20 protein-coding genes are annotated in these 21,977 nt (G+C 74.6%); 13 read left to right on the forward strand and 7 right to left on the reverse strand.

All coding sequences use genetic code 11. The features are described from left to right. Nucleotides 1-5 precede the first annotated feature (5 nt). Together BMY19_RS15985 and BMY19_RS15990 are read left to right on the forward strand one after the other, a co-directional pair. Nucleotides 6-221 (forward strand): hypothetical protein, encoded by a 216-nt coding sequence (locus tag BMY19_RS15985; protein ID WP_091680256.1) that lies wholly within the window; start codon nt 6-8, stop codon nt 219-221. Between the two features lie 164 nt (nt 222-385). Then, nucleotides 386-811, forward strand: coding sequence for a GFA family protein (locus BMY19_RS15990; RefSeq protein ID WP_100252265.1), 426 nt, complete (start codon nt 386-388; stop codon nt 809-811). 95 nt (nt 812-906) lie between these two features. On the opposite strand, the gene BMY19_RS15995 is transcribed toward BMY19_RS15990, so the two are convergent. Then, on the reverse strand, nt 907-1,515 hold the full coding sequence (locus tag BMY19_RS15995; protein ID WP_100252266.1) for an urease accessory protein UreE: 609 nt from the start codon (nt 1,513-1,515) through the stop codon (nt 907-909). A gap of 251 nt (nt 1,516-1,766) precedes the next feature. Between BMY19_RS15995 and BMY19_RS16000 the strand changes: the two genes are divergently transcribed. From BMY19_RS16000 to BMY19_RS16010, 3 genes are all read left to right on the forward strand, one after another. Further along, complete coding sequence (locus tag BMY19_RS16000) at nt 1,767-2,036, forward strand: hypothetical protein (protein WP_012318984.1); 270 nt, start codon at nt 1,767-1,769, stop codon at nt 2,034-2,036. A gap of 152 nt (nt 2,037-2,188) precedes the next feature. Continuing rightward, nucleotides 2,189-2,929: a TerB family tellurite resistance protein gene (locus tag BMY19_RS16005; protein ID WP_020092283.1), complete on the forward strand. Its 741-nt coding sequence runs from the start codon at nt 2,189-2,191 to the stop codon at nt 2,927-2,929. Next, complete coding sequence (locus tag BMY19_RS16010; protein WP_100252267.1) at nt 2,926-3,681, forward strand: N-acetylmuramoyl-L-alanine amidase; 756 nt, start codon at nt 2,926-2,928, stop codon at nt 3,679-3,681. Before BMY19_RS16005 ends, BMY19_RS16010 begins: the two co-directional genes overlap by 4 nt. Before the next feature lie 24 nt (nt 3,682-3,705). Here BMY19_RS16010 and BMY19_RS16015 read toward each other — a convergent pair whose 3' ends face one another. Continuing rightward, nucleotides 3,706-4,740, reverse strand: a complete 1,035-nt coding sequence (locus tag BMY19_RS16015; protein ID WP_100252268.1) for a TerC family protein — start codon at nt 4,738-4,740, stop codon at nt 3,706-3,708. A 275-nt stretch (nt 4,741-5,015) separates the two neighbouring features. Further along, complete coding sequence (locus BMY19_RS16020) at nt 5,016-6,551, reverse strand: MDR family MFS transporter (RefSeq protein ID WP_170862980.1); 1,536 nt, start codon at nt 6,549-6,551, stop codon at nt 5,016-5,018. 255 nt (nt 6,552-6,806) lie between these two features. Here BMY19_RS16020 and BMY19_RS16025 point away from each other — a divergent pair, with 255 nt between their 5' ends. Next, entirely contained in the window at nt 6,807-8,024 is a 1,218-nt protein-coding gene (locus BMY19_RS16025) for a TIGR03862 family flavoprotein (protein WP_100252269.1), read from the forward strand. Between the two features lie 10 nt (nt 8,025-8,034). On the opposite strand, the gene BMY19_RS16030 is transcribed toward BMY19_RS16025, so the two are convergent. Then, complete coding sequence (locus BMY19_RS16030; RefSeq protein WP_100252270.1) at nt 8,035-8,937, reverse strand: collagen-like protein; 903 nt, start codon at nt 8,935-8,937, stop codon at nt 8,035-8,037. Between the two features lie 225 nt (nt 8,938-9,162). On the opposite strand from BMY19_RS16030, the gene BMY19_RS16035 reads away from it, so the two are divergent. From BMY19_RS16035 to BMY19_RS16050, 4 genes are all read left to right on the forward strand, one after another. Further along, the gene (locus tag BMY19_RS16035) at nt 9,163-9,948 is read left to right on the forward strand and encodes an ImuA family protein (protein WP_100252367.1); all 786 of its coding nucleotides are present in this window, start codon (nt 9,163-9,165) and stop codon (nt 9,946-9,948) included. Then, a complete protein-coding gene (locus BMY19_RS16040; protein WP_100252271.1) occupies nt 9,875-11,560 on the forward strand; it encodes a Y-family DNA polymerase in 1,686 nt (561 codons plus the stop codon). The genes BMY19_RS16035 and BMY19_RS16040 overlap by 74 nt, the downstream gene beginning before the upstream one ends. Continuing rightward, on the forward strand, nt 11,557-14,841 hold the full coding sequence (locus BMY19_RS16045; protein WP_100252272.1) for an error-prone DNA polymerase: 3,285 nt from the start codon (nt 11,557-11,559) through the stop codon (nt 14,839-14,841). The genes BMY19_RS16040 and BMY19_RS16045 overlap by 4 nt, the downstream gene beginning before the upstream one ends. A gap of 67 nt (nt 14,842-14,908) precedes the next feature. After that, nucleotides 14,909-15,373 (forward strand): hypothetical protein, encoded by a 465-nt coding sequence (locus BMY19_RS16050; RefSeq protein ID WP_056532603.1) that lies wholly within the window; start codon nt 14,909-14,911, stop codon nt 15,371-15,373. A 39-nt stretch (nt 15,374-15,412) separates the two neighbouring features. On the opposite strand, the gene fae is transcribed toward BMY19_RS16050, so the two are convergent. Further along, complete coding sequence (gene fae, locus BMY19_RS16055; protein ID WP_020092273.1) at nt 15,413-15,952, reverse strand: formaldehyde-activating enzyme; 540 nt, start codon at nt 15,950-15,952, stop codon at nt 15,413-15,415. Between the two features lie 320 nt (nt 15,953-16,272). On the opposite strand from fae, the gene BMY19_RS16060 reads away from it, so the two are divergent. Then, nucleotides 16,273-16,488: a hypothetical protein gene (locus tag BMY19_RS16060; protein WP_020092272.1), complete on the forward strand. Its 216-nt coding sequence runs from the start codon at nt 16,273-16,275 to the stop codon at nt 16,486-16,488. Between the two features lie 18 nt (nt 16,489-16,506). On the opposite strand, the gene BMY19_RS16065 is transcribed toward BMY19_RS16060, so the two are convergent. Then, nucleotides 16,507-16,956, reverse strand: coding sequence for a hypothetical protein (locus tag BMY19_RS16065; protein WP_100252273.1), 450 nt, complete (start codon nt 16,954-16,956; stop codon nt 16,507-16,509). A 250-nt stretch (nt 16,957-17,206) separates the two neighbouring features. Here BMY19_RS16065 and lexA point away from each other — a divergent pair, with 250 nt between their 5' ends. After that, nucleotides 17,207-17,935, forward strand: a complete 729-nt coding sequence (gene lexA, locus BMY19_RS16070; protein WP_020092270.1) for a transcriptional repressor LexA — start codon at nt 17,207-17,209, stop codon at nt 17,933-17,935. Here the strand turns inward: lexA and BMY19_RS16075 are convergent. Further along, on the reverse strand, nt 17,929-20,256 hold the full coding sequence (locus tag BMY19_RS16075) for a ComEC/Rec2 family competence protein (RefSeq protein ID WP_100252274.1): 2,328 nt from the start codon (nt 20,254-20,256) through the stop codon (nt 17,929-17,931). The two genes, lexA and BMY19_RS16075, sit on opposite strands and share 7 nt — an antisense overlap. Before the next feature lie 193 nt (nt 20,257-20,449). Between BMY19_RS16075 and gltX the strand changes: the two genes are divergently transcribed. Continuing rightward, complete coding sequence (gene gltX, locus BMY19_RS16080; RefSeq protein WP_091680275.1) at nt 20,450-21,877, forward strand: glutamate--tRNA ligase; 1,428 nt, start codon at nt 20,450-20,452, stop codon at nt 21,875-21,877. The last annotated feature ends 100 nt before the right edge of the window (nt 21,878-21,977 follow it).

Consider the following 21,977-nt stretch of genomic DNA (forward strand, 5'->3'; position numbering starts at 1 on the left):
CGGCGATGCTGCTGAACCGCGTCCTCGTCGCCGCGCTGGTCGTCGCGGTCGCGGCGTTCCTGCTGTACCTGGCGGCCCTCGCCCGCGCGGCGCTGTCGCCCAACGAGCCCTACGCGGCCAGCATCGGCCTCACCCTCGACCAGTGCGTGGCCGCCCAGGACAGCCTGTCCGCCGAGGCGGCGCGCCTCTACTGCCTCAGGCCCGTCCCGAAGCGCCTGTGACCGGCAAGGATCTCGGCCCGCCGGAGACCCTGCGTGAGTTTTCCTGACACATCGTGTGAGGACATGGTGATTGTCCGCACGGTGCCGGAAACTTAGGGTTCGAGGTGCCGGCTGGCTCCGCCACCGCGCCCGATCGCAGGAAAACGCACGGAAGACCCGGCACCATGACGGATGACGCGACGATCCGGTCCGGACGCTGCCACTGCGGGGCGGTGCGCTTCGAGGCGGCTCTCGACGACGATCTCGCGTCGATCCGACGCTGCACCTGTTCCTACTGCCGCATGCGCGGCGCCGTCGTCGTCATGGCGCGGCCGGGCGGGGTGAGGATCCTGGAGGGGGCGGAGGCGCTGACGACCTACCGGTTCCATACCGGGGCGGCGCAGCACTTCTTCTGCTCCCGCTGCGGCGTCTACACGCACCATCAGCGGCGGTCGGACCCGAACGTCCACGCCGTCAACGTGGCCTGCCTGGACGGGGTCAGTCCCTTCGACTTTCCGGAGGTCCCGGTGATGGACGGCGTCAATCACACGAACGACACCGGCCAGCCCACGCGGCGCGCCGGCACGCTGCGCTTCGTCCCGGCAGAGTGACGGCCGCGTAGGGCTGCGTGAGGGCCGCGTGACGGCGGCGGACCGTCCGCGGTCGGGGCCCGGTGCGGGATCCCCGATCGGGCTCGGCGCAACCGCTAGTGATCGTGGCCGCAGCCGCAGCCGGGACCGTGCACGTGGCCGTGCTTCTCGTGCCCGTGATCGTGGCTGTGCCCATGATCGTGCGCGTGGGCGTGGTCATGCCCGTGGTCATGGCCGTGGTCGTGATGATGGTGGGCGTGATGGTCGTGCCCGTGATCGTGCCCACAGGTGCTGTGATCGTGGGCGGCCTGCTCGGGACGGAAGGCACGGGAGACCGGGGTCGCGACGCAGCCCTGCCCGCGCACCAGCTCGGCCGCGGCGGGCGTCGCCGGCACGTAGAGCACGTCCGCGCCGATCTCGGCGTCCACGTGGCTGCCGCCGAGCTGCCAGGCCAGGCGCAGCAGGCGGGCCGGATTCTCGGCGCGCACCTCCAGGAGATCCTCGGCGGCCGCCCGCACCGCGACGAGCCGGCCGTCGTCGAGGCGCAGGGCGTCGCCGTCCTCGAGCGCCGCAGCCTTGGTGAGCGCGACGTCGAAGCCGAGGCCGCCCTCGGCGACCAGGGATCCGGCGACGGCAGCCCGGCCCGCGCGGTCGAGGGTCACCGTGTCGGCGACGCGGTCGGCGCGGACCGCGGCCCGGCGGACGATCGTGGTGGCTGTCGGCATGGGACCCTCGGACATGTGCCGGACTGGTGCCGGGCGTGGTGCCGGATAGGGCGTCGCGGCACCGCGGCCGGAGCGCCTCCGAACGTGGCATAGGGCGAGACGGGAACCGGGCGCAACTCGTCTGGCAACGCGTCTCGCGGCCGATGGAACCTTAGCCGTATGGCCGACATTCCTTTCCTGCTAAGCTCGACCCGATCCGCAACGATCACGGCCACCGGCCGGACCGGATTCACAAGGGAGTTCTGGGGACCATGAAGAAGCTGACGGCCGCCGCCATCGCCACCATCGCCGCCCTCTCGCTCGCCGGCTGCAACACCCCGGAGGACCGGGCTCTGGGCGGCGCCGGCCTCGGCGCCCTGACCGGTGCCGCGATCGGCGCGGCGGCCACCGGCCGCGCGGGCGGTGCCCTGGCGGGTGCCGCGATCGGCGGCGCCGGCGGCGCCATCGTGGGCGCCTCGACCGCGCCGCGCTGCCCCTACGGCACCTATCGCGACGCCTACGGCAACGTGTACTGCCGCTGAGCTGAAGGGGGCGGGCCGGGCGCGTCCCGGCCCTTCCTCGCGGCGTGCGGAGCGGCTATCCCGTCGCTCGGCCGGGCCCGTCCCGGTGCCGGAACCCCGCCGCCGCCGATGACAGAGCCGAGCCGAGGATCAGCGCCGGGACCGGTCGTCCCATGACTCAGGCGACCAAGACTCAGGGCGTCTGGGGCAAGCTCGGCGGCGCCGGATTCGGCCTCGCGATCGGCGGCCCCCTCGGGGCGCTGATCGGCGGGGTCGCCGGTCATTTCCTGCTCGACCGCGTCGGCGCGCCCTTCGGGCGGACGCCGCGCGACGTCGTGTTCACCACCGGACTCGTGGCGCTCGCCGCCAAGATGGCCAAGTCCGACGGCGTCGTGCTGCCCTCGGAGGTCGAGGCGTTCGGCCGGGTCGTGCAGGTGGAGCCGTCCGCGCGGGCGGGCGTCGAGCGCCTGTTCGACCTCGCCAAGAAGACCACGAACGGCTTCGAGGCCTACGCCCAGCAACTGGCGACCACCTTCGGCGACGAGCCGGCGCTCCTCGAGGACGTGCTCGACGGCCTGTTCCAGATCGCCGGCGCCGACGGGGCGCTGCACGAGGCCGAGGAGCGCTACCTGCGCGCGGTCTCGGGCATCTTCGGCTTCGACGAGGCGGCGTTCCGGCGCATCGCCGCCCGCCACGTGCGGTTGCCGGACGATCCCTACGGCGTCCTCGGGCTCGACCGCGAGGCGGACGACGCCGCCGTGAAGGCCCGCCACCGGGCGCTGGTGGCCGAGCACCACCCGGACCGGGCGCTCGCCCGCGGCCTGCCGACGGAGGCGGTGGCCATCGCCACGCGGCGGCTCGCTGCGATCAACGCCGCCTATGACCGGATCGCGCAGGAGCGCGGGCTGCGGTGAGCCTGACCCCCGACAGCCCCCTCGCCCGCCGCGTCGCGCCCTCGCCGAACCACGGCGCCCGCCGCGCGGGGCCGCTGGACATGCTGATCCTGCACTACACCGGGATGGACAGCGGGGCCGCCGCCCTCGCGCGCCTGCGCGACCCGCTGAGCGAGGTCTCGGCGCACTACCTCGTGTTCGAGGATGGCGGGATCGTCCAGATGGTGCCGGAGGCCCGCCGGGCCTGGCACGCCGGCGCCGGCGCCTGGAAGGGCGAGACCGACGTCAATTCCCGGTCGATCGGGATCGAGATCGTGAACCCGGGCCATGCCGGCGGCCTGCCGCCCTACCCGGAGGCCCAGGTCGAGGCGGTGATCGCGCTGGCCCGGGACGTCCTCGGCCGCTGGCCGATCCCGCCGGAGCGGGTGCTCGCCCATTCCGACGTCGCGCCCGAGCGCAAGGAGGATCCGGGGGAGATCTTCCCGTGGGACCGTCTGGCGGCGGCAGGGGTGGGCCACCGCGTGCCCCCCGCGCACCTCCAGGACGGCCGGTTCTTCGCGCGGGGCGATGCCGGCCAGCCCGTCGAGGCGCTGCAGGCGATGTTCGCGCTCTACGGCTACGACCTGCCGGTGACCGGGCTGTTCGACGCGCGCACCCAGGCGGTGGTCACCGCGTTCCAGCGCCACTTCCGCCCGGCGCGGGTGGACGGCGTGGCCGACGCCTCGACCATCACCACCCTGCGCGACCTGATCGCGGCGCTGCCGCCGGCCTGAGGGCCGGGCGCCCGCCGGGCCCCCTCAGGCGCGGTGGGCCCGGGCCTCACGGGGGTGCCCGGCCTCAGGGGCCGGCGCGACCGGCGCGTCGGTCCGGGTCCGCCAGAGGCTGTAGACGACGCCGGCCGCCAGCAGCGTCAGGGTCACCACCAGGGAGACCCAGGGCTGCACGTGGACGAGCTCGAACGTGTCGGCGACCACGATCTTGGCGCCGATGAAGATCAGGATGAAGGCCAGCGCCGTCTTCAGGTAGGCGAACCGGTCGACCATCGCGGCGAGCGCGAAGTAGAGGGCGCGCAGGCCCAGGATCGCGAAGATGTTGGAGGTGTAGACCACGAACGTGTCGGTGGTGATCGCGAAGATCGCCGGCACGCTGTCGACCGCGAAGATCACGTCGGCGCCGTTCACCAGCACCAGGGCGAGGGCCAGCGGTGTGAAGTACAGGGCGACCTTGCCGGTCTTCGGGTCGGTCTTGCGCACGGTGAAGCGCTGGCCGTGCAGGTCGGGGGTGACCCGGAAGGTCGTCTTGAACCAGCGCACGACGGCGCTGTTCTGGAAGTCGCCCTCCTCCTCGTCGCCCGCGATCAGGATCTTCAGGCCGGCGTAGATCAGGAAGGCGGCGAACAGGGAGAGCACCCAGTGCACCTCGTGCACCAGGGCGGCGCCGAGCCCGATCATCAGGCCGCGCAGCACCACGGCCGCCAGGATGCCCCAGAGGAGGACCCGGTGCTGGGCCGCCCGCGGGATGCCCAGGGCCGTGAGGATCATGGCGATGACGAAGACGTTGTCCATCGACAGCGACTTCTCGACCACGAGGCCGGTGACGTACTCCTCGGCGGAAGACGGCCCGAGATACCACCAGATCCAGCCGCCGAAGGCGAGGCCGAGGGCGAGGTAGAAGCCGGTGAGAGCCAAGCTCTCCCGGACGCCGATCTCGTGCTCCTTGTCGCGGTGGAGGAGCCCGAGGTCGAAGGCGAGCAGGCAGGCGATCAGGACGTGGAACCCGAGCCACATCCACAACGGCTTGCCGAGCCATTCGACGGTGAGGACGTCCATCATGTGCGGGGACCTGATGCTGATTCCAGATGGAAAGCATCGGCTCCGACATCACGGGCGCTGAGGAGCGCCCGCCAGAGGGGCCCGCAGCCGATGGGGCCGACGTAAGCGGTGATCCGGGCGAATCAAGGGCAGAGCGCCCGGCCGGCGCGCGGTCCGGTGACGCTATCCGCTCCCCGTGGCCCCGCCGCGACGCGGGCGCGCGTGTCGGGGCGACCTCCTGTCCCGGAGCAGGAGCGCGCGCGGGGTGAGGGACCGCGTCCGGTTCCGCGCCGCCGTCAGGCGGAGGCGTCCGGCGTCTCGGCGGCCATCTTGGGGGATGTGCGCTCGCGCAGGGGCCGCTCCTCCATCAGCGCCAGGAACGTGAAGGCCCCGAGCAGGCCGAGGCAGGCGGCCAGGAAGACGTGGCGGAAGGTCAGGGCGAGCTGGGCCGGGTCCGCGCCGCGGATCAGGCTCTCCACGTCGTGGGCCCCTCCCCCCGCCCCGCCCGCGGCGCCGCCGAGCACGATCGTGCCGAAGGCCGCCACGATCAGCGCCCCGCCGAGGGAGCGGAAGAAGTTCATCGCGGCGGTGGCGATGCCGAGCTGGTGCGTCTCCACCGCGTTCTGGATCGAGATGGTCGAGAGCGGGAGGATCGTCCCGATCCCCATGGAGAGCAGCGCGAACAGCACCTCCATGAGCCAGAAGGGCAGCGCCCGGCCCTGCCAGGCGATGGTGGCGCAGCAGGCGAGGCTGACGCACATCATCGCCAGGGGCACGCGCTTGTAGTGCCGGAAATGCAGCATCGACCGGCCCGACAGGGTCGCGCCCGTGACGGTGCCGATCATCAGCGGCACCAGGGCCACCCCGGACTCGCTCGCCGAGAGCCCGATCACCCCTTCGAGGAAGATCGGCACGTAGATGGTGAGCCCGATGAAGGTGCCCATGGCGAAGCACGCGGCCAGCGTCGCGCTGTAGACCACCCGGTCCTTGAGCACCTCCGTGGGGATCAGCGGCTCGGCCGCCGTGGCGAGCCGCGCCGCGAAGCCGCCGCCCAGCACGGCCGCCCCGGCGAGGAGGGCGAGGACCGGTGCGGAGTCCCAGGGGTAGCGCACCCCGCCCCAGCTCAGGGCTAGCAGGAGGGTGACGGAGCCCGCCACCATCAGGGCGGCGCCGGGATAGTCCAGCCGGTGGCGGCGCTCGTGGCGGGGCAGGCGCTTGAGGTTGGCGTTGGTGAGCGCGAAGGCGAGGACGCCGATCGGCAGGTTGATCCAGAAAATCAGCGACCAGTGCAGGTGCTGGGCGAAGAGGCCGCCGAGCAGCGGCCCCGCCACCGAGGCCGTCACGAACACGCCCGCGATCACCACCTGGTAGCGCGCCCGCTCCTTGGGCGACATGATGTCGGCCAGGATGGTCTGCGCCAGGGCGATCAGCCCGCCGCCGCCGACACCCTGGAGACCCCGGGCGAGCGCCAGCGCCACCATCGTGGGCGCGAGCGCGCAGGCGAGCGAGCCGACCACGAAGGTCGCGATGGCGATCAGCAGCATGACCCGCCGGCCGTGGATGTCGCTGAGCTTGCCGTAGAGCGGGGTCACCGCCGTGGAGGCCAGCAGGTAGGCGGTGACGATCCAGGGCAGGTTCGCGGCGTCGCCGAGGTCGAGGCCGATGGTCGGCATGGCGGTCGCCACGATGGTCTGGTCGAGGGCCGCGAGCAGCATCGCGGTCATCAGCCCGTAGACGATGGCGCGGATCTCGCCGGGGCTGAGCGCGGCCTGCGGGGCGGCCCGCGCCTGGGCCTGCGGCTGGATCTCGGTGACGGCGACGGGACTGGCCACGTGTCTGAGAGCCTCTGATCCGGACCGTGCCGGCCGACCGTCCGGGGCGGACGGGGCCTGGGGCGGCATGAGGGGGCGCGGGCGGGCCGCGGTCGCGGGTCGGTGCACCGGTAACCGCGGCGCCCGGGATCGGGAAGAACGTGCGTTCGGGCGTGTCCGTTTCCTAGCGCAACGCCGGAGGCCGGCCCATGGCGCCCGGCGCCGATCCGACCTTCGCCCTTGACAGAGGGGTCCGGGCTGTCGCTCTCCCGCCCCATGCCGGATGACAGGGACGCAATCGCCATCGTGGGCGGGGGGCCCGCCGGGCTCGCCGCGGCCGAGGTGCTGGGCGAGGCCGGCCGCGCGGTCACGGTCTACGAGCGCATGCCGTCGGTCGCCCGCAAGCTGCTGATCGCCGGGCGCGGCGGCCTCAACATCACCCACGGCGAGGCGCGGGCGGAGTTCCTCGCCCGCTACCATCCGCGCGGCGCCCTCGACGCGGCGATCGCGGCCTTCCCGCCCGACGCGCTCAGGGCGTGGTGCGGGGATCTCGGCGAGCCGACCTTCGTCGGCTCGAGCGGGCGCGTCTTCCCGCGCAGCTTCAAGGCCTCGCCCCTGCTGCGGGCGTGGCTGGCGCGGCTCGACCGCCTCGGCGTCCGGATCCGGACCCGCCACCGGCTCACGGGGATCGCCGGGGGCCTGCGCTTCGAGACCCCGGACGGTCTCTTGGACATTCGGCCGCGCGCCACCCTGCTGGCGCTGGGCGGGGCGAGCTGGCCGCGCCTCGGCTCGGACGGGCGCTGGGTGCCGCTCCTCGAGGGGCTCGGCGTGGCGGTGTCGCCCCTGCGTCCGGCCAATGCCGGCTTCGCGGCGGCGTGGTCCGACCTGTTCCGGGAGCGGTTCTCCGGCGCGCCGCTGAAGCGGGTGGCGCTCACCTGCGCGGGCACCACGGTGCGGGGCGAGGCCGTGATCACGGAGGCCGGCCTCGAGGGCGGGGCGGTCTACGCCCTCTCGCGCGCCCTGCGCGAGGCGATCGCGGCCGGGGGCAGCGCCCGGCTCGTCGTGGATCTCCGCCCGGACCTGACCCGGGACGCCCTCGCCCGCCGCCTGTCTGGCGCCCGGCCGGGCGACTCGGCCGCGACCCGGCTGCGCAAGGCCGCGGGCCTCGCGCCCGCGGCGGCGGGGCTGCTGCGCGAGGCGGCCGGCGGCGCCCTCCCGGCGGAGCCCGGGGCCCTCGCCGGGCTGATCAAGGCGGCGCCCGTCACCCTCACCGCCTCCGCGCCGATCGAGCGGGCGATCTCGACGGCGGGCGGCGTCCGGCTCGACGCGCTGGACGGGCGGTCCATGCTGCGCGCCCATCCCGGCCTGTTCCTGGCCGGCGAGATGCTCGACTGGGAGGCGCCGACCGGCGGCTACCTCCTCCAGGGCGCCTTCGCGGGCGGCCGGTCGGCCGCCGCCGGGATGCTCGACTGGCTGCGCGAGACCGGCGGCTGACCCGCCCGGCTCACGGCCGCGTGCAGAACCCGACGATGCCGGTCGCCTCCGCCGGGCAGCTGGCGCCCTCCCCGTCGTAGGTCGGCGCGCCGCCCTTGAGGCAGTGGGCCGTGACCAGCATCTCTCCGGTCCCGCAGGTGATCGCGCAGCCCCCCGGGCAATCGGACTTGCGCACGGGCCGCAGGCTGGCGGCCTCGCCCTTCGGGCCCGGGCCGCCCTGCGGCCCGATCGGCCCCCGCGAGCCCGGTGCGCCCGGCGGGCCCGAGGCTCCCGTGTCGCCCTTCGGGCCCGGTGCGCCCTGCGGGCCGGCCGCGCCCGTGGCACCAGGCTCCCCCTTCGGGCCGGGCTCGCCCTGGGGACCCGTATCGCCCTTGAGGCCCTGATCCCCCTTGAGACCCTGATCCCCCTTGGGGCCGGTCTCGCCCTTGGCCCCTGTCTCGCCCTTGGCCCCTGTCTCGCCGGGCGGTCCCGCCGCACCCTGGGGACCGGGCGGTCCGGGCGGACCCTCGGGCGCGCAGTTCGCCACGACCGCCTCGCGCTCGTCCGGCTCCGCCTTCAGCGTCACCACGCAGGTCGAGGGCCGGTAGGGCAGCCGGAAGGTGAACCGGCCGCGTCGGTCGGCCTGGATCGAGATGTCGTCGTCCAGCACCACGATCGCGCCGGGCTTGCGCACGGAGCCCGAGATCCTCAGGTCGCCGGCCTCGATCCGCGCGTCGTAGACCATGATCGGCTGGCTCGGGGCCTGCGCGTGGCGGACCCGCGGGCGGGCCGGGCGCGCCCGCCCTGTCGCGGGTGCGGACGCGGCCGGATCCGGGGCGGCGGCACCCGGCGGATCCGCCTGCTGGCCGAGCGCCGCGCCCGGCAGGGCGAGCAGGAGCGTCAGGGTGAGGGCTGAGCTGAGGGCTGAGCGCATGCGCGGTCCGGTTCGGCCGCGTCACGCGCGCGGCGTCCGGACATTGGTCTCGCCCTGCGATTGCGGTCAACCGCGACCTCGGACGCCGCGGGGGCGGCCGATTCCACAGGCGTCCACAGCCGTCCACAGGCCAAGCCGCTGCCGCCACGCGCGATTCCGGGACCCCGCGGAAACCGTTTGTGCATGTTCCTGTTATGTTCCTATCGTCCAGCATGACCGGAGCCGATGGAGATGGGGCTGGACCCTGCCGACGAGACCGAGGCGGCGATCGCGCGGGGCGATCCCCGGGCCCGGCTGGCGGTCCTGCGGGCGCGCCTCGCGCCGCCGGATCGCGGCCGGGATCCAGCCCCGGTCCTGCCGCTGGGCGTTCCGGATCTCGACGCGCACCTGCCGGGCGGCGGTCTCGCCCTCGGGCCGCCCCACGAGATCGCGCCGGCCGAGCCCGCGGACGCGATCGCGGCCCTGGGCTTCGCCCTGGCGCTCTGCGCCCGCCAGCTCGCCCGGGAGCCGGGGGAAGCGCTGATCGCCGCCGCGCCCGGCCAGCCCCTGCCCTACGGGCACGGCCTCGCCGGCCTCGGCCTCGACCCCGGCCGCCTGCTGCTGCTGGAAGCCGGCAGCGACGCGGAGGTGTTCCGCGCCCTGGAGGCGGCCCTGCACGCGCGGGCACTCACGGCCCTGATCGGCCTCCTACGGGACGGGCTGCCGCTGAAGCCGGGCCGGCGCCTGCAGCTCGCCGCGGAAGGGCCGGCGCCGCCGCTGCTGCTGATCCTGCGGCCGGCGCCGGCCGGTCTGCCCAACGGGGCCGCCACGCGCTGGCGGATCGCCGCCGCGCCGGCGGCGCGGGACCGGTTCGGGACCCTGGACAGGCCGCGCTGGCGGGCGCGGCTCGAGCGCTGCCGCAACGGGCGGGGCGGCGACTGGCTTCTGGAGTGGGACCATGCCGCGCATCGTCTGCATCTGCCTGAGCCACTGGCCGGTGACGCGGCTGCGGCGGGCCGGTCTCGCGCCTGAGCGCGGCCCCCTCGCGGTGGCGGCCGAGGGGTCCGGCGGGCTGCGGCTCGTGGCCCTCGACCCGGAGGCCCGCGCCCTCGGCCTCCGGGTCGGCGAGCCCCTCGGCCGGGTCCGGGCGCGGATCGGCGTGCCGCTCCAGGTCTACCCGGCCGACCCGGAGGCCGACCGGGACGCCCTGCTGCGGCTGTGCCGCTGGGCGAGCGGCTACGCGCCCCACGTGGCGCCGTTCGGGCCGGGCGAGGCGGCGGACGGGCTCTACATCGACGTCGCCGGCGCGAGCCACCTGCGCGGCGGCGAGGCGAACCTCGTCGCGGACCTAGCCGCCCGGCTCGCGCGGAGCCGCGTACCGGCGGGGATCGCGCTGGCCGACACGCCCGGCGCCGCCTTCGCGCTGGCGCGGCAGGGCGGGCTTGATCCGGTCGTGGTGCTGCCGGGCGGGGCCTCGCAGGCCCTGCGGGCCCTCCCGGTGGACGCCCTGCGCCTCGATCCCGGCACGGTCGCGGGCCTGAAGCGGCTCGGCCTGCGCCGGATCGGCGAACTCGACGCCCTGCCCCGGGGGCCCCTCGCCCGCCGCTTCGGCGCGACGCTGCTGCTGCGCCTCGACCAGGCCCTGGGCCGCCGGCCCGAGCCGCTGGCGCCCCTGACGGAGGCGGCCGCCTACGCCGCCGCCCGCGGCTTCCTCGACCCGATCGGGCGGCAGTCGGACATCGTCCGGACCGCCCGGGACCTGATGGCGGAGACCGCGCCGCGGCTGGAGCGGGACGGGCTCGGCGCCTGCGCCCTGCGCCTCGGCCTGCACCGGGTCGACGGCGCCCTGCGGGTGATCGATCTCGGCCTGTCCCGGCCCGAGCGCGATCCTGAGCGGGTCGCGGCCCTCGTCGCCCTGCGCCTCGACCGGCTGGGCCCCGCCCTCGACGCCGGCTTCGGCTTCGAGACGGTGGCGCTCGCCGTGACGGTGACCGGCCCCATGCCGGCCCGCCAGACGGATCTCGGCGCGGCGGACCCGGGCGACGGGATCGGGTTCCTGGCCGACGCCCTGGCGCAGCGCCTCGGGCGGGCGCTCCTGCGGCTCGAGCCGCGGGCGAGCCACCTGCCGGAGCGGGCCGACCGGGACCGGGTCTGGGTTACCGGAATGGGGCACGGACCGTCGACCGATCGAGGCGTCGGCCGGCCACGGGCGCCTCTCCCGCCCCCCGCTCCCGAACGGGAGAGTGGGCCGGATGCGCTCCTTCAGCGTCGGCGTTCAACCGTGATGGCTGAGCCTTCCGGCCCAGCGGCGGAAGAGGAGGCGCGCACCGGCGCGTCCCCCTGGCCCGACCACCTCCCGCCCCGCCCCCTGGTGATCTTCCCCCGCGGCGAGGCCGCCCTCGACGTGCTCTCGACCGTCCCGGAAGGGCCGCCCCGGCGCTTCCGCTGGCGCGCCCGGATCCACCGCGTCGCCCATGCCGAGGGGCCGGAGCGGATCGCCGCCGAATGGTGGCGCGCGCCCGGTGCGGATCGCGATTACTACCGCATCGAGTGCGAGGCCGGGCACCGGCTCTGGCTCTACCGCGACGGCCCGCACGCCCCCGATCGCCCGGCCGCGTGGTACGTCCACGGGCTCTTCGCGTGAGCGGTCCCGCCTACGCCGAGCTCGCCGTCACCACGAACTTCTCCTTCCTGCACGGCGCCTCCCATCCGCAGGACTTCGTCGTGCAGGCGGCGTCCTACGGCCTCGCGGCCATCGGCATCGCCGACCGCAACACCGTGGCCGGCGTGGTCCGGGCGCACGCGGCGGCGCTGGCGCTCGACCAGGAAGGCACACCGATCCGGATCCTGCCGGGGGTGCGCCTCGTCACCGAGGAGGGGTTCGAGGCCGTCACCTACCCGATGGACCGGGGCGCCTGGGGGCGCCTCTGCCGGCTGCTCACCCTGGGCAACCGGCGCGTCCGCAAGGGCGCGTGCCGCTTCTCCTTCGCCGAGATGGTGGAGGCCGCCGAGGGGCAGATGTTCATCGCGATGCCGCCGGCCCGGCGCCTGCCGGAGGGTTTCCGGGCGCGGCTGGAGGCGCTGGCCGCCGCCGCCCCGGGCCGGACCTTCCTCGGGGCGAGCCACACGCGCCGCGGCGACGAGCGGCGGCGCCTCGGGCTGCTCGCCGAGCTGGGCGCGGCCTCCGGCGCCCCGATGGTCGCGGTCTCGGACGCGCTCTACCACCATCCCGAGCGACGCCCGCTGCAGGACGTGGTCACCTGCATCCGCCAAGGCTGCCGGATCGAGGACGCCGGCTACCGGCTGGAGGCCAATGCCGAGCGCCACCTGAAGCCCGCCGCCGAGATGTCGCGGCTGTTCGCCGACCACCCGGAGGCGCTCGCCCGCACCGTCGAGATCGCGCAGGCCTGCGAGTTCAGCCTGTCGCAGCTGCACTACGAGTACCCGGACGAGCCGGTGCCCCCCGGGCGCACGCCGCAGGAATACCTGGAGGAGAAGACCTGGGAACGGGCGCGCTGGCGCTACGGCGGCGAGGTCCCGGACGGCGTCGCGGCGACGCTGCGCGAGGAGCTGCGGCTCATCGCCAAGATGAAATACGCCCGCTACTTCCTGACCCTGTTCGACGTGGTCGAGTTCGCCCGCGGCCGGGGCATCCTGTGCCAGGGCCGCGGCTCGGCGGCCAATTCCGCCGTGTGCTTCTGCCTCGGCATCACCGCGGTGGACCCGTCGAAGCACCGGCTGCTCTTCGCCCGCTTCATCTCGGAGAACCGGGGCGAGCCCCCCGACATCGACGTCGACTTCGAGCACGAGCGCCGCGAGGAGGTGATCCAGCACCTCTACGCCCGCTACGGCCGGGAGCGGGCCGCCCTCTGCGCCACGGTGATCCACTACCGGCCCCGCATGGCGATCCGCGAGGTCGGCAAGGTCCTGGGCCTGACCGAGGACGTGACCGCGGCGATCGCCGACACGGTCTGGGGCTCCTGGGGCACCGGCATGCCGGACCAGCACGTGCGCGAGGCCGGGCTCGACCCGGAGAACCCGGCGATCCGGCAGGCGCTCGACCTCGCCCACCAGCTGATCGGCTTCCCCCGCCACCTGTCGCAGCATGTCGGCGGCTTCGTGCTGACCCGCGGCCGCCTCGACGAGACCGTGCCGGTGGGCAACGGCGCCATGGCGGACCGCACTTTCATCGAGTGGGACAAGGACGACATCGACGCGATCGGCCTGATGAAGGTCGACGTGCTGGCGCTCGGCATGCTGACCTGCCTCAAGCGCGGCCTCGATTTCCTGGAGAAGGATCACGGCACCTTCTACGAGACGCTGGCCGACCTGCCGCAGGACGATCCCGCGACCTACGCGATGCTGACGAAGGCCGATTCCGTCGGCGTGTTCCAGGTCGAGAGCCGGGCGCAGATGTCGATGCTGCCGCGCCTGAAGCCCAGGGAGTTCTACGACCTCGTGGTGCAGGTCGCGATCGTGCGCCCCGGCCCGATCCAGGGCGACATGGTCCATCCCTACCTGCGGCGACGCTCCGGGATCGACCCGGTCGAGTACCCGGCCCCGCACCCGGATCACGGCCCGGCGGACGAGCTGAAGGAGGTCCTGCAGAAGACCTACGGCGTGCCGCTGTTCCAGGAGCACGCCATGCAGATCGCCATCACGGCGGCGGGCTTCACCCCGGCCGAGGCCGACGGGCTGCGCCGGGCGATGGCGACCTTCCGCCACGTCGGCTCGATCGGCGGCTTCGCGGAGAAGTTCGTGGGCGGCATGACCCGCCGGGGCTACCCGCAGGACTTCGCCGAGCGCTGCTTCGCGCAGATCCGCGGCTTCTCGACCTACGGCTTCCCGGAGAGCCACGCGGCGAGCTTCGCGCTCCTCGTCTACGCCTCGGCCTGGATGAAGTGCCGGCACCCCGACGTCTTCCTGGCCGCGATCCTCAACGCCCAGCCGATGGGCTTCTACCAGCCGGCCCAGCTGGTGCGCGACGCCCGGGCCCACGGGGTCGAGGTGCGGGGCGTCTGCGTCAACGCCAGCGACTGGGACTGCACCCTGGAGCCGGCCGGGGATCCGGCGCTGCACGCCGTGCGGATCGGTCTGCGCGTCGTGCGCGGCCTGCCCGAGGCCGCGATGCGCCGGCTCGTGCGGCTGCGGGCCAACGGCTACGCCAGCATCGAGGGCCTGCAGGCGTCCCTCGCCCTGCCCCGCAACACCCTGGAGCGGCTGGCCGAGGCGGACGCGTTCCGCTCGCTCGGCCTCGACCGGCGCGCCGCCCTGTGGATGGTCCGCACCCTGGAGGGGACGTCATCCCGCAAGGCCGCCAAGGCCGATGCGAGCGAGCGCCGCGCCCATCTCCTCGACGCACCCCTGCCGCTCTTCGCGTGGCACGCCGATGACGGCCTGTTCCGGCACGAGCCGACGGTGGACCTTCAGCCCCTGGCCCCGTCCGAGACCGTGGCCGAGGATTACGCCGCCACCGGCCTGTCGCTCCAGGGGCACCCGGTCGCGTTCTTCCGGGGGCGGCTCGCCCGGATCGGCGCGATCCCGGCCCGGGCCCATCTCGATCCGGCGCTGCCCCAGGGGGCGCGGGTCACGGTGGCGGGGCTCGTGCTGATCCGCCAGCGGCCCGGCACCGCCAAGGGCGTGGTCTTCCTGACGCTGGAGGACGAGACCGGTATCGCCAACGTGATCGTCTGGAAGACCGTGTTCGAGGCGAACCGCCGGATCGCCATGCAGGCGCGGTTCCTCGCCGTGCGCGGCCGGATCCAGCGGGCGGACGGGGTGGTCCACCTCGTGGCGGAGGGGTTTCGCGACCTCACCGCCGCCCTGCGCGACCTGCGCGAGGCCGGCATGAAGCTGCCGCCCGAGAACACGGATTTCGGCGTGCCCCCGGACCGGCGCGTGTTCCCCAGCCGGGATTTCCACTGAGGCCGGCCCTTCGAGCGGCCCTCGACCAGCCCCTCGACAGGCCCCGCGCCGCGCGTAGAGTGCGGCGATGTCGAGCTTCGCCGTCCCGCGCCTCCTCCTCGCCGCCTGCGCGGCCCTGCCCCTCCTGGCGGAGGCCGCCCGGGCCGACAGCTGCGACGACCTCACCCGCCAGATCGCCGACGCGATCGGCGGCCGGGTCGGCAAGCGCGCCGGCCCCAGCATCGACATCCGCGTGGCCGGCCCGATCAAGTTCGACGTGACCTGCCGGGCCGAGCCGATCGTGCAGGCGACCTCCGCCGAGCCGAGTCCCTCGGCGACCTTCTTCCGCGACCTGTCGGTGGCCTCCGAGATCCTCGTCGGCCAACCGGCCGCGACCGTCGAGCCGATCATCGCCACCGCCTACCGGACCGCGCTGGCGGAGCGGCGCAAGTCGTTCATCCAGCAGAACGGCTGGTCGGCGTCCTGCTACACCGACCCGGGCAGCAGCGCGATGCGGACCCTCTGCTCGGTGGGGCGCATCCCGCCGGGCTGAGGCGGACCTGAGCCGGCAGGATGCGCGACGCGGGCCCGCTCAGTACTCGATCACGCCGTCGAGCGCGTAGTGCTTCACGGTCTTCCGGTTGGCGATCAGCTCGTCGACCGTCGGCTCGCCCTTGAGGGCGCGGGCGATGGCGAGTTTCGTGGCCTCGTAGTTGGTCCGGTAGAGGTCCTTCTGGTCGAGGTTGTCGTCCTCGGCGCAGCGCTGATCGAGCCAGATCATGATGATCATGCACAGCTCGTCGAGCCCGTCCTTCGGCAGGATGCCCTCGATGATGCAGTCCACGATCGCGTCGCCGGTGGCGGCCTGGACCACGCCGCCGAGGAGCTCGGCATACTCGGCCGTGTGGATCGTGACCTTGGTGGTCATCATCGTGGCCGGGCGCACGAGCTGGTTGAGGTCGCGCACCACGAACATCCGCGTGTGGCCCTGGACCTGCCCCATCATCGACGCGAAGGCCTGACCGACCGGGCCGCGCACCGAGCCGATCAGCACCTCCGGCATGGCGTCGGTGTACTGGCCCTCGGCCGCCAGCACCGTGGCCTCGCCCGTGCGGAACCAGATCTCTTGCATGTTCGAACTCCACCTGATCGGAGCCCGCGGGAGACATCATCGGCGGCCTCGCGTCAATCGCCCCGAGGCCGGCCCCCATCCCGGCCGCCCCTGCCCTCGCCCGCGCCGCGGCGCGGGCGCAGCCCCGTGCCGCCCCGTGTCGCCGCGATGCGGCCGCCGGCATCCGCGACGGCGCGCATCTCCACCCCCGCGCGGCCTGTGGCCTTGAGGAACGCGGACAGGCGAGGCAGGGAAGATCGGAGCGCGGCTCCGGGAGCGGTCCCGGGCCTGGCCGTTCCGGTGGGCGCGCGGCGCCGTGCCGGGCATGCGGGAGGAACACGATGGCGGAGAGCACGGACCGGGGCTCCGGCTGGAGCCTTCAGGCGAGCGCCGTGCCCGACGGGGTGCGCCTGGAACTCGCCCTCGCCGACCTCGGCGGTGCGCCGGTCACCGCCGCGATCGTGCTCGACCGGACGGAGGCCCGGGCCTTCGCCCGCGCCCTGCTGGCCGCCGCCGGCGACGCCGCGGAGCGGACCTTCCCGAAGCCGGGCGCCTGAGGACGCGCCGCCGGCCGGTCAGCGCACGCCGAGGCCCGGATTGCGGCCCGGCAGGCGGGGGACCACGGTGCCGCGCTTCTCGATCGGCGCGTCGCAGGCGTAGGCGAACTCGGTCTTCAGCGGATCGAACACGGTCTCGCCGGTGATCCGGCAATCCTCGCGCACGGTCTCGTCGAGATAGGCCCGGGCGGCGGTGCGGAAGCGCTTCACCCGGGTGGCGCCCGGCTCCGGATCGATCCGGACCTCGCTCAGGTTGCAGCCGGTATACTCGCGCAGGGCGTTGGACACGATCAGCATCCGGCGCAGCTGCCGGTTGTCGTAGACCTCGTAGGGCTCCTTGCAGCCGATCGTGACGACCTGGGGAGTGAGCGCCACGTAGTTCCGCGAGATGTAGGAGAATCCGGTGGTGCAGCCGGCGAGGCCGAGGGCGGCGAGGCCGAGGGGCAGCAGAGCTGCGGAACGTCGCATCCTCGTCATTCCAAGAGGGTCCCAGCCCGCACCCCGGATCCGCCGCCTTCCCGGCGGGGCGCCGCGATGCATTGAAACGGCTCCGCTTGCGCCGTCAATGCGTTTCTCGACCTTCTCCCGCGGGCGCGCCCGCGGCGCGCCGGGCCGAGCGGTGCCGCTCTTGCGGAACACTTGCGGAACGTTTAACCTGTTCGTGATTTGTTTCGGAGACCGTCACGTGGCGGTCCGCCAAGCCGCGAGTCCCCCGTCGATGCTCACGCGCAAGCAGCTGGACCTCCTGCGATTCATCCAGAGCCGGATGCAGGAATGCGGTGTCCCGCCGTCGTTCGACGAGATGAAGGATGCCCTCGATCTCAAGTCGAAATCCGGCATCCACCGGCTAATCACGGCACTCGAGGAGCGCGGCTTCCTCCGGCGCCTACCGAATCGGGCGCGCGCCATCGAGGTGATCCGGATCCCCGAGAGCCTGACCCAGGCCGCTCCGGCGACTCAGGCCCCCGCCGAGCCGCGCCGCTTCACGCCGAGCGTGGTCGAGGGCGGTAAGTCCAAGCAGCCGCCGGCCCCGGCGAGCACGCGGATGATCGACGAGTCCGGCCGCGCCATCTCGATCCCGGTCATGGGCCGGATCGCGGCCGGTACGCCCGTCTCGGCGATCCAGAACCAGAGCCACGCCATCACCCTGTCGCCGGACTTCGTGGCCGGCGGCGAGCACTACGCCCTCGAGGTGCGCGGCGACTCGATGGTCGAGGCGGGCATCCTGGACGGCGACCTCGTGGTCATCCGCAAGCAGGAGACGGCCAATACCGGCGACATCATCGTGGCGCTGATCGACGACGAGGAGGCGACGCTCAAGCGCCTGCGCCGCCGCGGCTCGTCGATCGCCCTCGAGGCCGCCAACCCGGCCTACGAGACCCGCGTGCTCGGGCCCGACCGGGTCCGGATCCAGGGCCGCCTCGTGAGCCTCGTCCGCCGTTACTGAAGCGGCTCGGCCGGCGCGTCGCCGGGGGCGAGGTCTCCGCCCGGCGCGGCGTCGGCCTCCGGCGTCGCGGCGACCCCGTCCTCCGCGGGGCGGTCGCCCGGCTCCGCGGTGACCGGCGACGGAGGTCCCGGCCCGCGCCCCGCGGCCTGCCGCCAGGGCACGGCGCGGCCGTCGTCCCGGGCGTAGCGCGCGGCGAAGCCGTCGCCGTCGGCCCGGAGAGCCACGGCCCCGCGGGCGGCGAGGACGCGCCGGTCGATCACCAGCGGCCCCGTGCAGGTGGGCGGCGCCGCGAGACCCGTGATCAGCACCGCGGCGCGGGCGCAATCCTCCGGGAAGGCCCGCCGGTCCCGGACCAGGGCGACCGCCCGCCCGTCCGGCAGCCGGGCGGTGCAGCCGAGCCGGTCGCAGCGCCCGCTGCCCGACCGGACGATCAGCGCCGCGGGCCGCCGCCCGTCGCCGTCCGCCTTCAGCCACTGCTCGAGGACGAAGCCCGAAGGGCTGCCGAGGGCCGCGAGCCGCCCGTCCGTGCCCCGCACCGCGGCCCCCGCGCCCTGCCGGTCGACGTAGAGGTCGTAGCGGTCGGGCCGGGCCGCGAGGACGAGCCCGAGCAGGACCGGCGGCACGGCGAGCCAGCGCAGGCGCGAGGCCGGCAGCGTCCCCAGCAGCAGGCCGGCGGTCAGCAGGGCCAGCGCCCCGGCGCCGAAGGCCGGCAGCACCAGGACCGCCCGCTCGAACCCGGCGATCCAGTCCGAGATCGCCAGCATCCCGGCCACCGCCTGCCCCATCAGCCACCAGACCGGCCGGTCGAGGGCGAAGGGATAGGCAAGGCAGCCGATCACCGCGGCGGGCATCACCACCAGGGAGACGAGCGGCAGGGTCAGGGCGTTGCCGACGAGGCCGAAGGGCTGGACCGTCTGGAAGTGGTAGGTGGCGAAGGGGGCCGTCGCGACCTGCGCCACCAGGGTCGTGGCCAGGGTCCCGGTGATCGCCGACAGGCCGGTCCCAACGAGCCGCCCGATCCACCCGGCCCCCGGGCGCACGAGCAGCCGCCCGTCGATCAGCCGCGCGCAGGCGATCAGCCCGGCCACGGCGCCGAAGGACATCTGGAAGCTCGGGCCGAGCAGGCCCTCCGGCTCCCGGGCGAGCGCGATCAGCGCCGCGAGGGCGAGGTTGCGCATCGACAGGGCCGGCCGGTCCACCAGGATCGCGCCGAGCATGATCAGGGTCATGATCAGCGAGCGCTCGGCCGCGATGTCCCAGCCCGAGAAGGCGCAGTAGGCGGTGACGCCGACCATGGCGAAGCCGGCCGCGATCTTCTTGATCGGCCAGAGGAGCGCGCAGAGCGGCACCGCGGCGAGGAGCGCCCGCACCAGCCAGAACACCACGCCGGCGGCCAGCACCATGTGGAGGCCCGAGATCGACACCACGTGGTAGATGCCGGCGGCGCGGAGCGCGTCGTTGGTGGCCGGCCCGATGAGGCCGCGCTTGCCCGTCACCAGGGCCGCCGCCACCGCACCCGCCTGGCCGCCGGCGGCCTCCGCGATCCGGCGCGTCAGCCCATTGCGCGCCGCGTCGAGCGCAGCGGCGAGCCGCAGGCCCAGCGGCGGCGACCCGGACGGTTCCCGGACGGTGACGGTGCCGATCAGCGAGCCCACCGCGCCGATCCCCTGGAAATAGGCGTCCCGGGCGAAGTCGTAGCCGCCGGGCCGGGCCGCCTCCGGGGGCGGCAGCAGCCGGGCCGTGGCGGCGACGCCGTCCCCGGGACGCGGGATCGGCGTCTTCCGGAACGAGACCCGGACCCGGGCGGGCCGCGCCTCCGGCGCGAGGCCGGCGAAGCTCTCCACCCGGATCACCAGCCGGGCGCCCACCTCGCGCTCGTCCAGGGCCTCGACCGTTCCGACGAGCGGGCCGATCGTGGTGCGGGTGAGGATCGGTGCGGCGACCTGCGAGACCCGCCAGGTCGCCGCCGCGAAGCCGAGGAACGCGGCCGCCACCGCGAGCGCCGCCGCCAGGGCCGCCGGCCGCGCGCCGAGGACGGGGACCGGCGCCAGCGCGAGGGCGGCCGCGATCAGGGGGGCGGCGAGGCTCGGCGCGCCGTCGGCCGCCGCGAAGTAGACCAGGATCCCGCCGCCGAAGGCCACCGCCAGCCAGGGGAACAGCCGGCGCTGCTCGGCCTCGCGGGCGAGGCCGGCGACGACCCAGTCGCGGAGCGCCGGGAGGGCGGCCAGGAGGGCGGCCAAGAGGGCGGCGGGAAGGGCTCGGGCGCGCGGGCCGATCAGCGCGACCGCGCCGTCCGCCCGCCTCGCGCCGATCCGCCGCATCGCCGCCGCCCCGCTCCGCGCGACCTGTCGTCGGGGCCGGGCGATTCTGCGGGCGATTCTTAACGCATCCGCCGGCCCGTGCTACAGCGGGTTCTTCGTGCTACGGGCGCCCTGTCGAGCCCCTCGCCGCTCCGCCGCCCCTTCGCCGTCCGTCGCGCCCCGTCCGCGACCAGCCCCGGAACATACCGGACCGATGTCCTCAGCCGTCGTCACGCGCTTCGCCCCCTCGCCCACGGGTTACCTGCATATCGGCGGGGCCCGCACGGCCTTGTTCAACTGGCTCTACGCCCGCCACACCGGCGGCAAGATGCTGCTGCGCATCGAGGACACCGACCGCGAGCGCTCCACCAAGGGGGCGATCGACGCGATCCTCGACGGCCTCTCCTGGCTCGGCCTCGACTGGGACGGCGACGTGGTCTTCCAGTTCGCCCGCGCCGAGCGCCACCGCGCGGTCGCCGAGGAGCTGCTGGCCGCGGGCCGCGCCTATCACTGCTACGCCACCGCCGAGGAGCTCACGCAGATGCGCGAGACCGCCCGCGCGGAAGGGCGCGCCCCGCGCTACGACGGCCGCTGGCGCGACCGCGACCCGTCCGAGGCCCCCGCCGGGGTCAAGCCGGTGATCCGCCTGCGCGCCCCGACCGAGGGCGAGACCGTGGTCGAGGACGCCGTCCAGGGCCGCGTGACCTGGGCCAACAAGGACCTCGACGACCTCGTCCTGCTGCGCTCGGACGGGACGCCGACCTACATGCTCGCCGTCGTGGTCGACGACCACGACATGGGCGTCACGCAGATCATCCGCGGCGACGACCACCTCACCAACGCGGCGCGCCAGAGCCAGATCTTCTCGGCCCTCGGCTGGGACATCCCGAGGATGGCGCATATCCCGCTGATCCACGGGGCGGACGGGGCCAAGCTCTCGAAGCGCCACGGCGCGCTCGGCGTCGAGGCCTACCGCGATCTCGGCTACCTGCCGGCGGCCCTGCGCAACTACCTCGTGCGGCTCGGCTGGAGCCACGGCGACCAGGAGGTCTTCTCCACCGACGAGATGGTCGCGGCCTTCGACCTCGGCGCGGTCGGACGCTCCGCGGCGCGGTTCGACTTCGCCAAGCTCGCCAACCTCAACGGCCTCTACATCCGCACCAGCGCCGATTCCGACCTCGTCGCGGCGATCGAGACCATCCTGCCCAACGTCGGGCCGGAGCGCGGCCTGTCGGCGCCGCTGCGGCCCGATCTCAAGGACAAGCTCGTCCAGGCCATGCCGGGCCTGAAGGAGCGGGCCAAGACGCTGATCGAGCTCCTCGACAGCGCCTACTACCTCTACGCCCAGCGGCCCCTGGCGCTCGACGACAAGGCCCGCGCCCTGCTCTCCGACGAGGGGCGCGGACGCCTCGCCGGGGTGCGGCCGGTGCTCGAGGCGCTGCCCGACTGGAGCGCGACCTCCACCGAGGGCGCGGTGCGGCAGTACGCGGAATCGGCCGGCTGCAAGCTCGGGCAGGTGGCCCAACCCCTGCGCGCGGCGCTCACCGGCCGCACCACCTCCCCGCCCCTGTTCGACGTGATGGCGGTGCTCGGCCGGGAGGAAAGCCTGGCGCGCCTCGGGGATCAGGCGCCGCAGGGCTGAGGCCGGGCTGAGGGCAGGGACGAGGCGGGGACGAGGCGGCGCTGGGACCGCCGCGCGCGGACCGGGAGCGGACAGGGAACTGCCGGCCCCGACCCGGATT

The organism is Methylobacterium sp. UNC300MFChir4.1 (genome assembly GCF_900110155.1).
GTDB lineage: Bacteria > Pseudomonadota > Alphaproteobacteria > Rhizobiales > Beijerinckiaceae > Methylobacterium.

Excerpts from the sequence above, each read along its gene's own strand:
- BMY19_RS15985 (WP_091680256.1), top strand. The coding sequence starts at position 6 with ATGCTGCTGAACCGCGTCCTCGTCGCCGCGCTGGTCGTCGCGGTCGCG.
- BMY19_RS15990 (WP_100252265.1), top strand. The coding sequence starts at position 386 with ATGACGGATGACGCGACGATCCGGTCCGGACGCTGCCACTGCGGGGCG.
- BMY19_RS15995 (WP_100252266.1), bottom strand. The coding sequence starts at position 1,515 with ATGCCGACAGCCACCACGATCGTCCGCCGGGCCGCGGTCCGCGCCGAC.
- BMY19_RS16000 (WP_012318984.1), top strand. The coding sequence starts at position 1,767 with ATGAAGAAGCTGACGGCCGCCGCCATCGCCACCATCGCCGCCCTCTCG.
- BMY19_RS16005 (WP_020092283.1), top strand. The coding sequence starts at position 2,189 with ATGACTCAGGCGACCAAGACTCAGGGCGTCTGGGGCAAGCTCGGCGGC.
- BMY19_RS16015 (WP_100252268.1), bottom strand. The coding sequence starts at position 4,740 with ATGATGGACGTCCTCACCGTCGAATGGCTCGGCAAGCCGTTGTGGATG.
- BMY19_RS16025 (WP_100252269.1), top strand. The coding sequence starts at position 6,807 with ATGCCGGATGACAGGGACGCAATCGCCATCGTGGGCGGGGGGCCCGCC.
- BMY19_RS16030 (WP_100252270.1), bottom strand. The coding sequence starts at position 8,937 with ATGCGCTCAGCCCTCAGCTCAGCCCTCACCCTGACGCTCCTGCTCGCC.
- BMY19_RS16035 (WP_100252367.1), top strand. The coding sequence starts at position 9,163 with ATGGAGATGGGGCTGGACCCTGCCGACGAGACCGAGGCGGCGATCGCG.
- BMY19_RS16040 (WP_100252271.1), top strand. The coding sequence starts at position 9,875 with ATGCCGCGCATCGTCTGCATCTGCCTGAGCCACTGGCCGGTGACGCGG.
- BMY19_RS16050 (WP_056532603.1), top strand. The coding sequence starts at position 14,909 with ATGTCGAGCTTCGCCGTCCCGCGCCTCCTCCTCGCCGCCTGCGCGGCC.
- fae (WP_020092273.1), bottom strand. The coding sequence starts at position 15,952 with ATGCAAGAGATCTGGTTCCGCACGGGCGAGGCCACGGTGCTGGCGGCC.
- BMY19_RS16060 (WP_020092272.1), top strand. The coding sequence starts at position 16,273 with ATGGCGGAGAGCACGGACCGGGGCTCCGGCTGGAGCCTTCAGGCGAGC.
- BMY19_RS16065 (WP_100252273.1), bottom strand. The coding sequence starts at position 16,956 with ATGCGACGTTCCGCAGCTCTGCTGCCCCTCGGCCTCGCCGCCCTCGGC.
- lexA (WP_020092270.1), top strand. The coding sequence starts at position 17,207 with ATGCTCACGCGCAAGCAGCTGGACCTCCTGCGATTCATCCAGAGCCGG.
- BMY19_RS16075 (WP_100252274.1), bottom strand. The coding sequence starts at position 20,256 with ATGCGGCGGATCGGCGCGAGGCGGGCGGACGGCGCGGTCGCGCTGATC.
- gltX (WP_091680275.1), top strand. The coding sequence starts at position 20,450 with ATGTCCTCAGCCGTCGTCACGCGCTTCGCCCCCTCGCCCACGGGTTAC.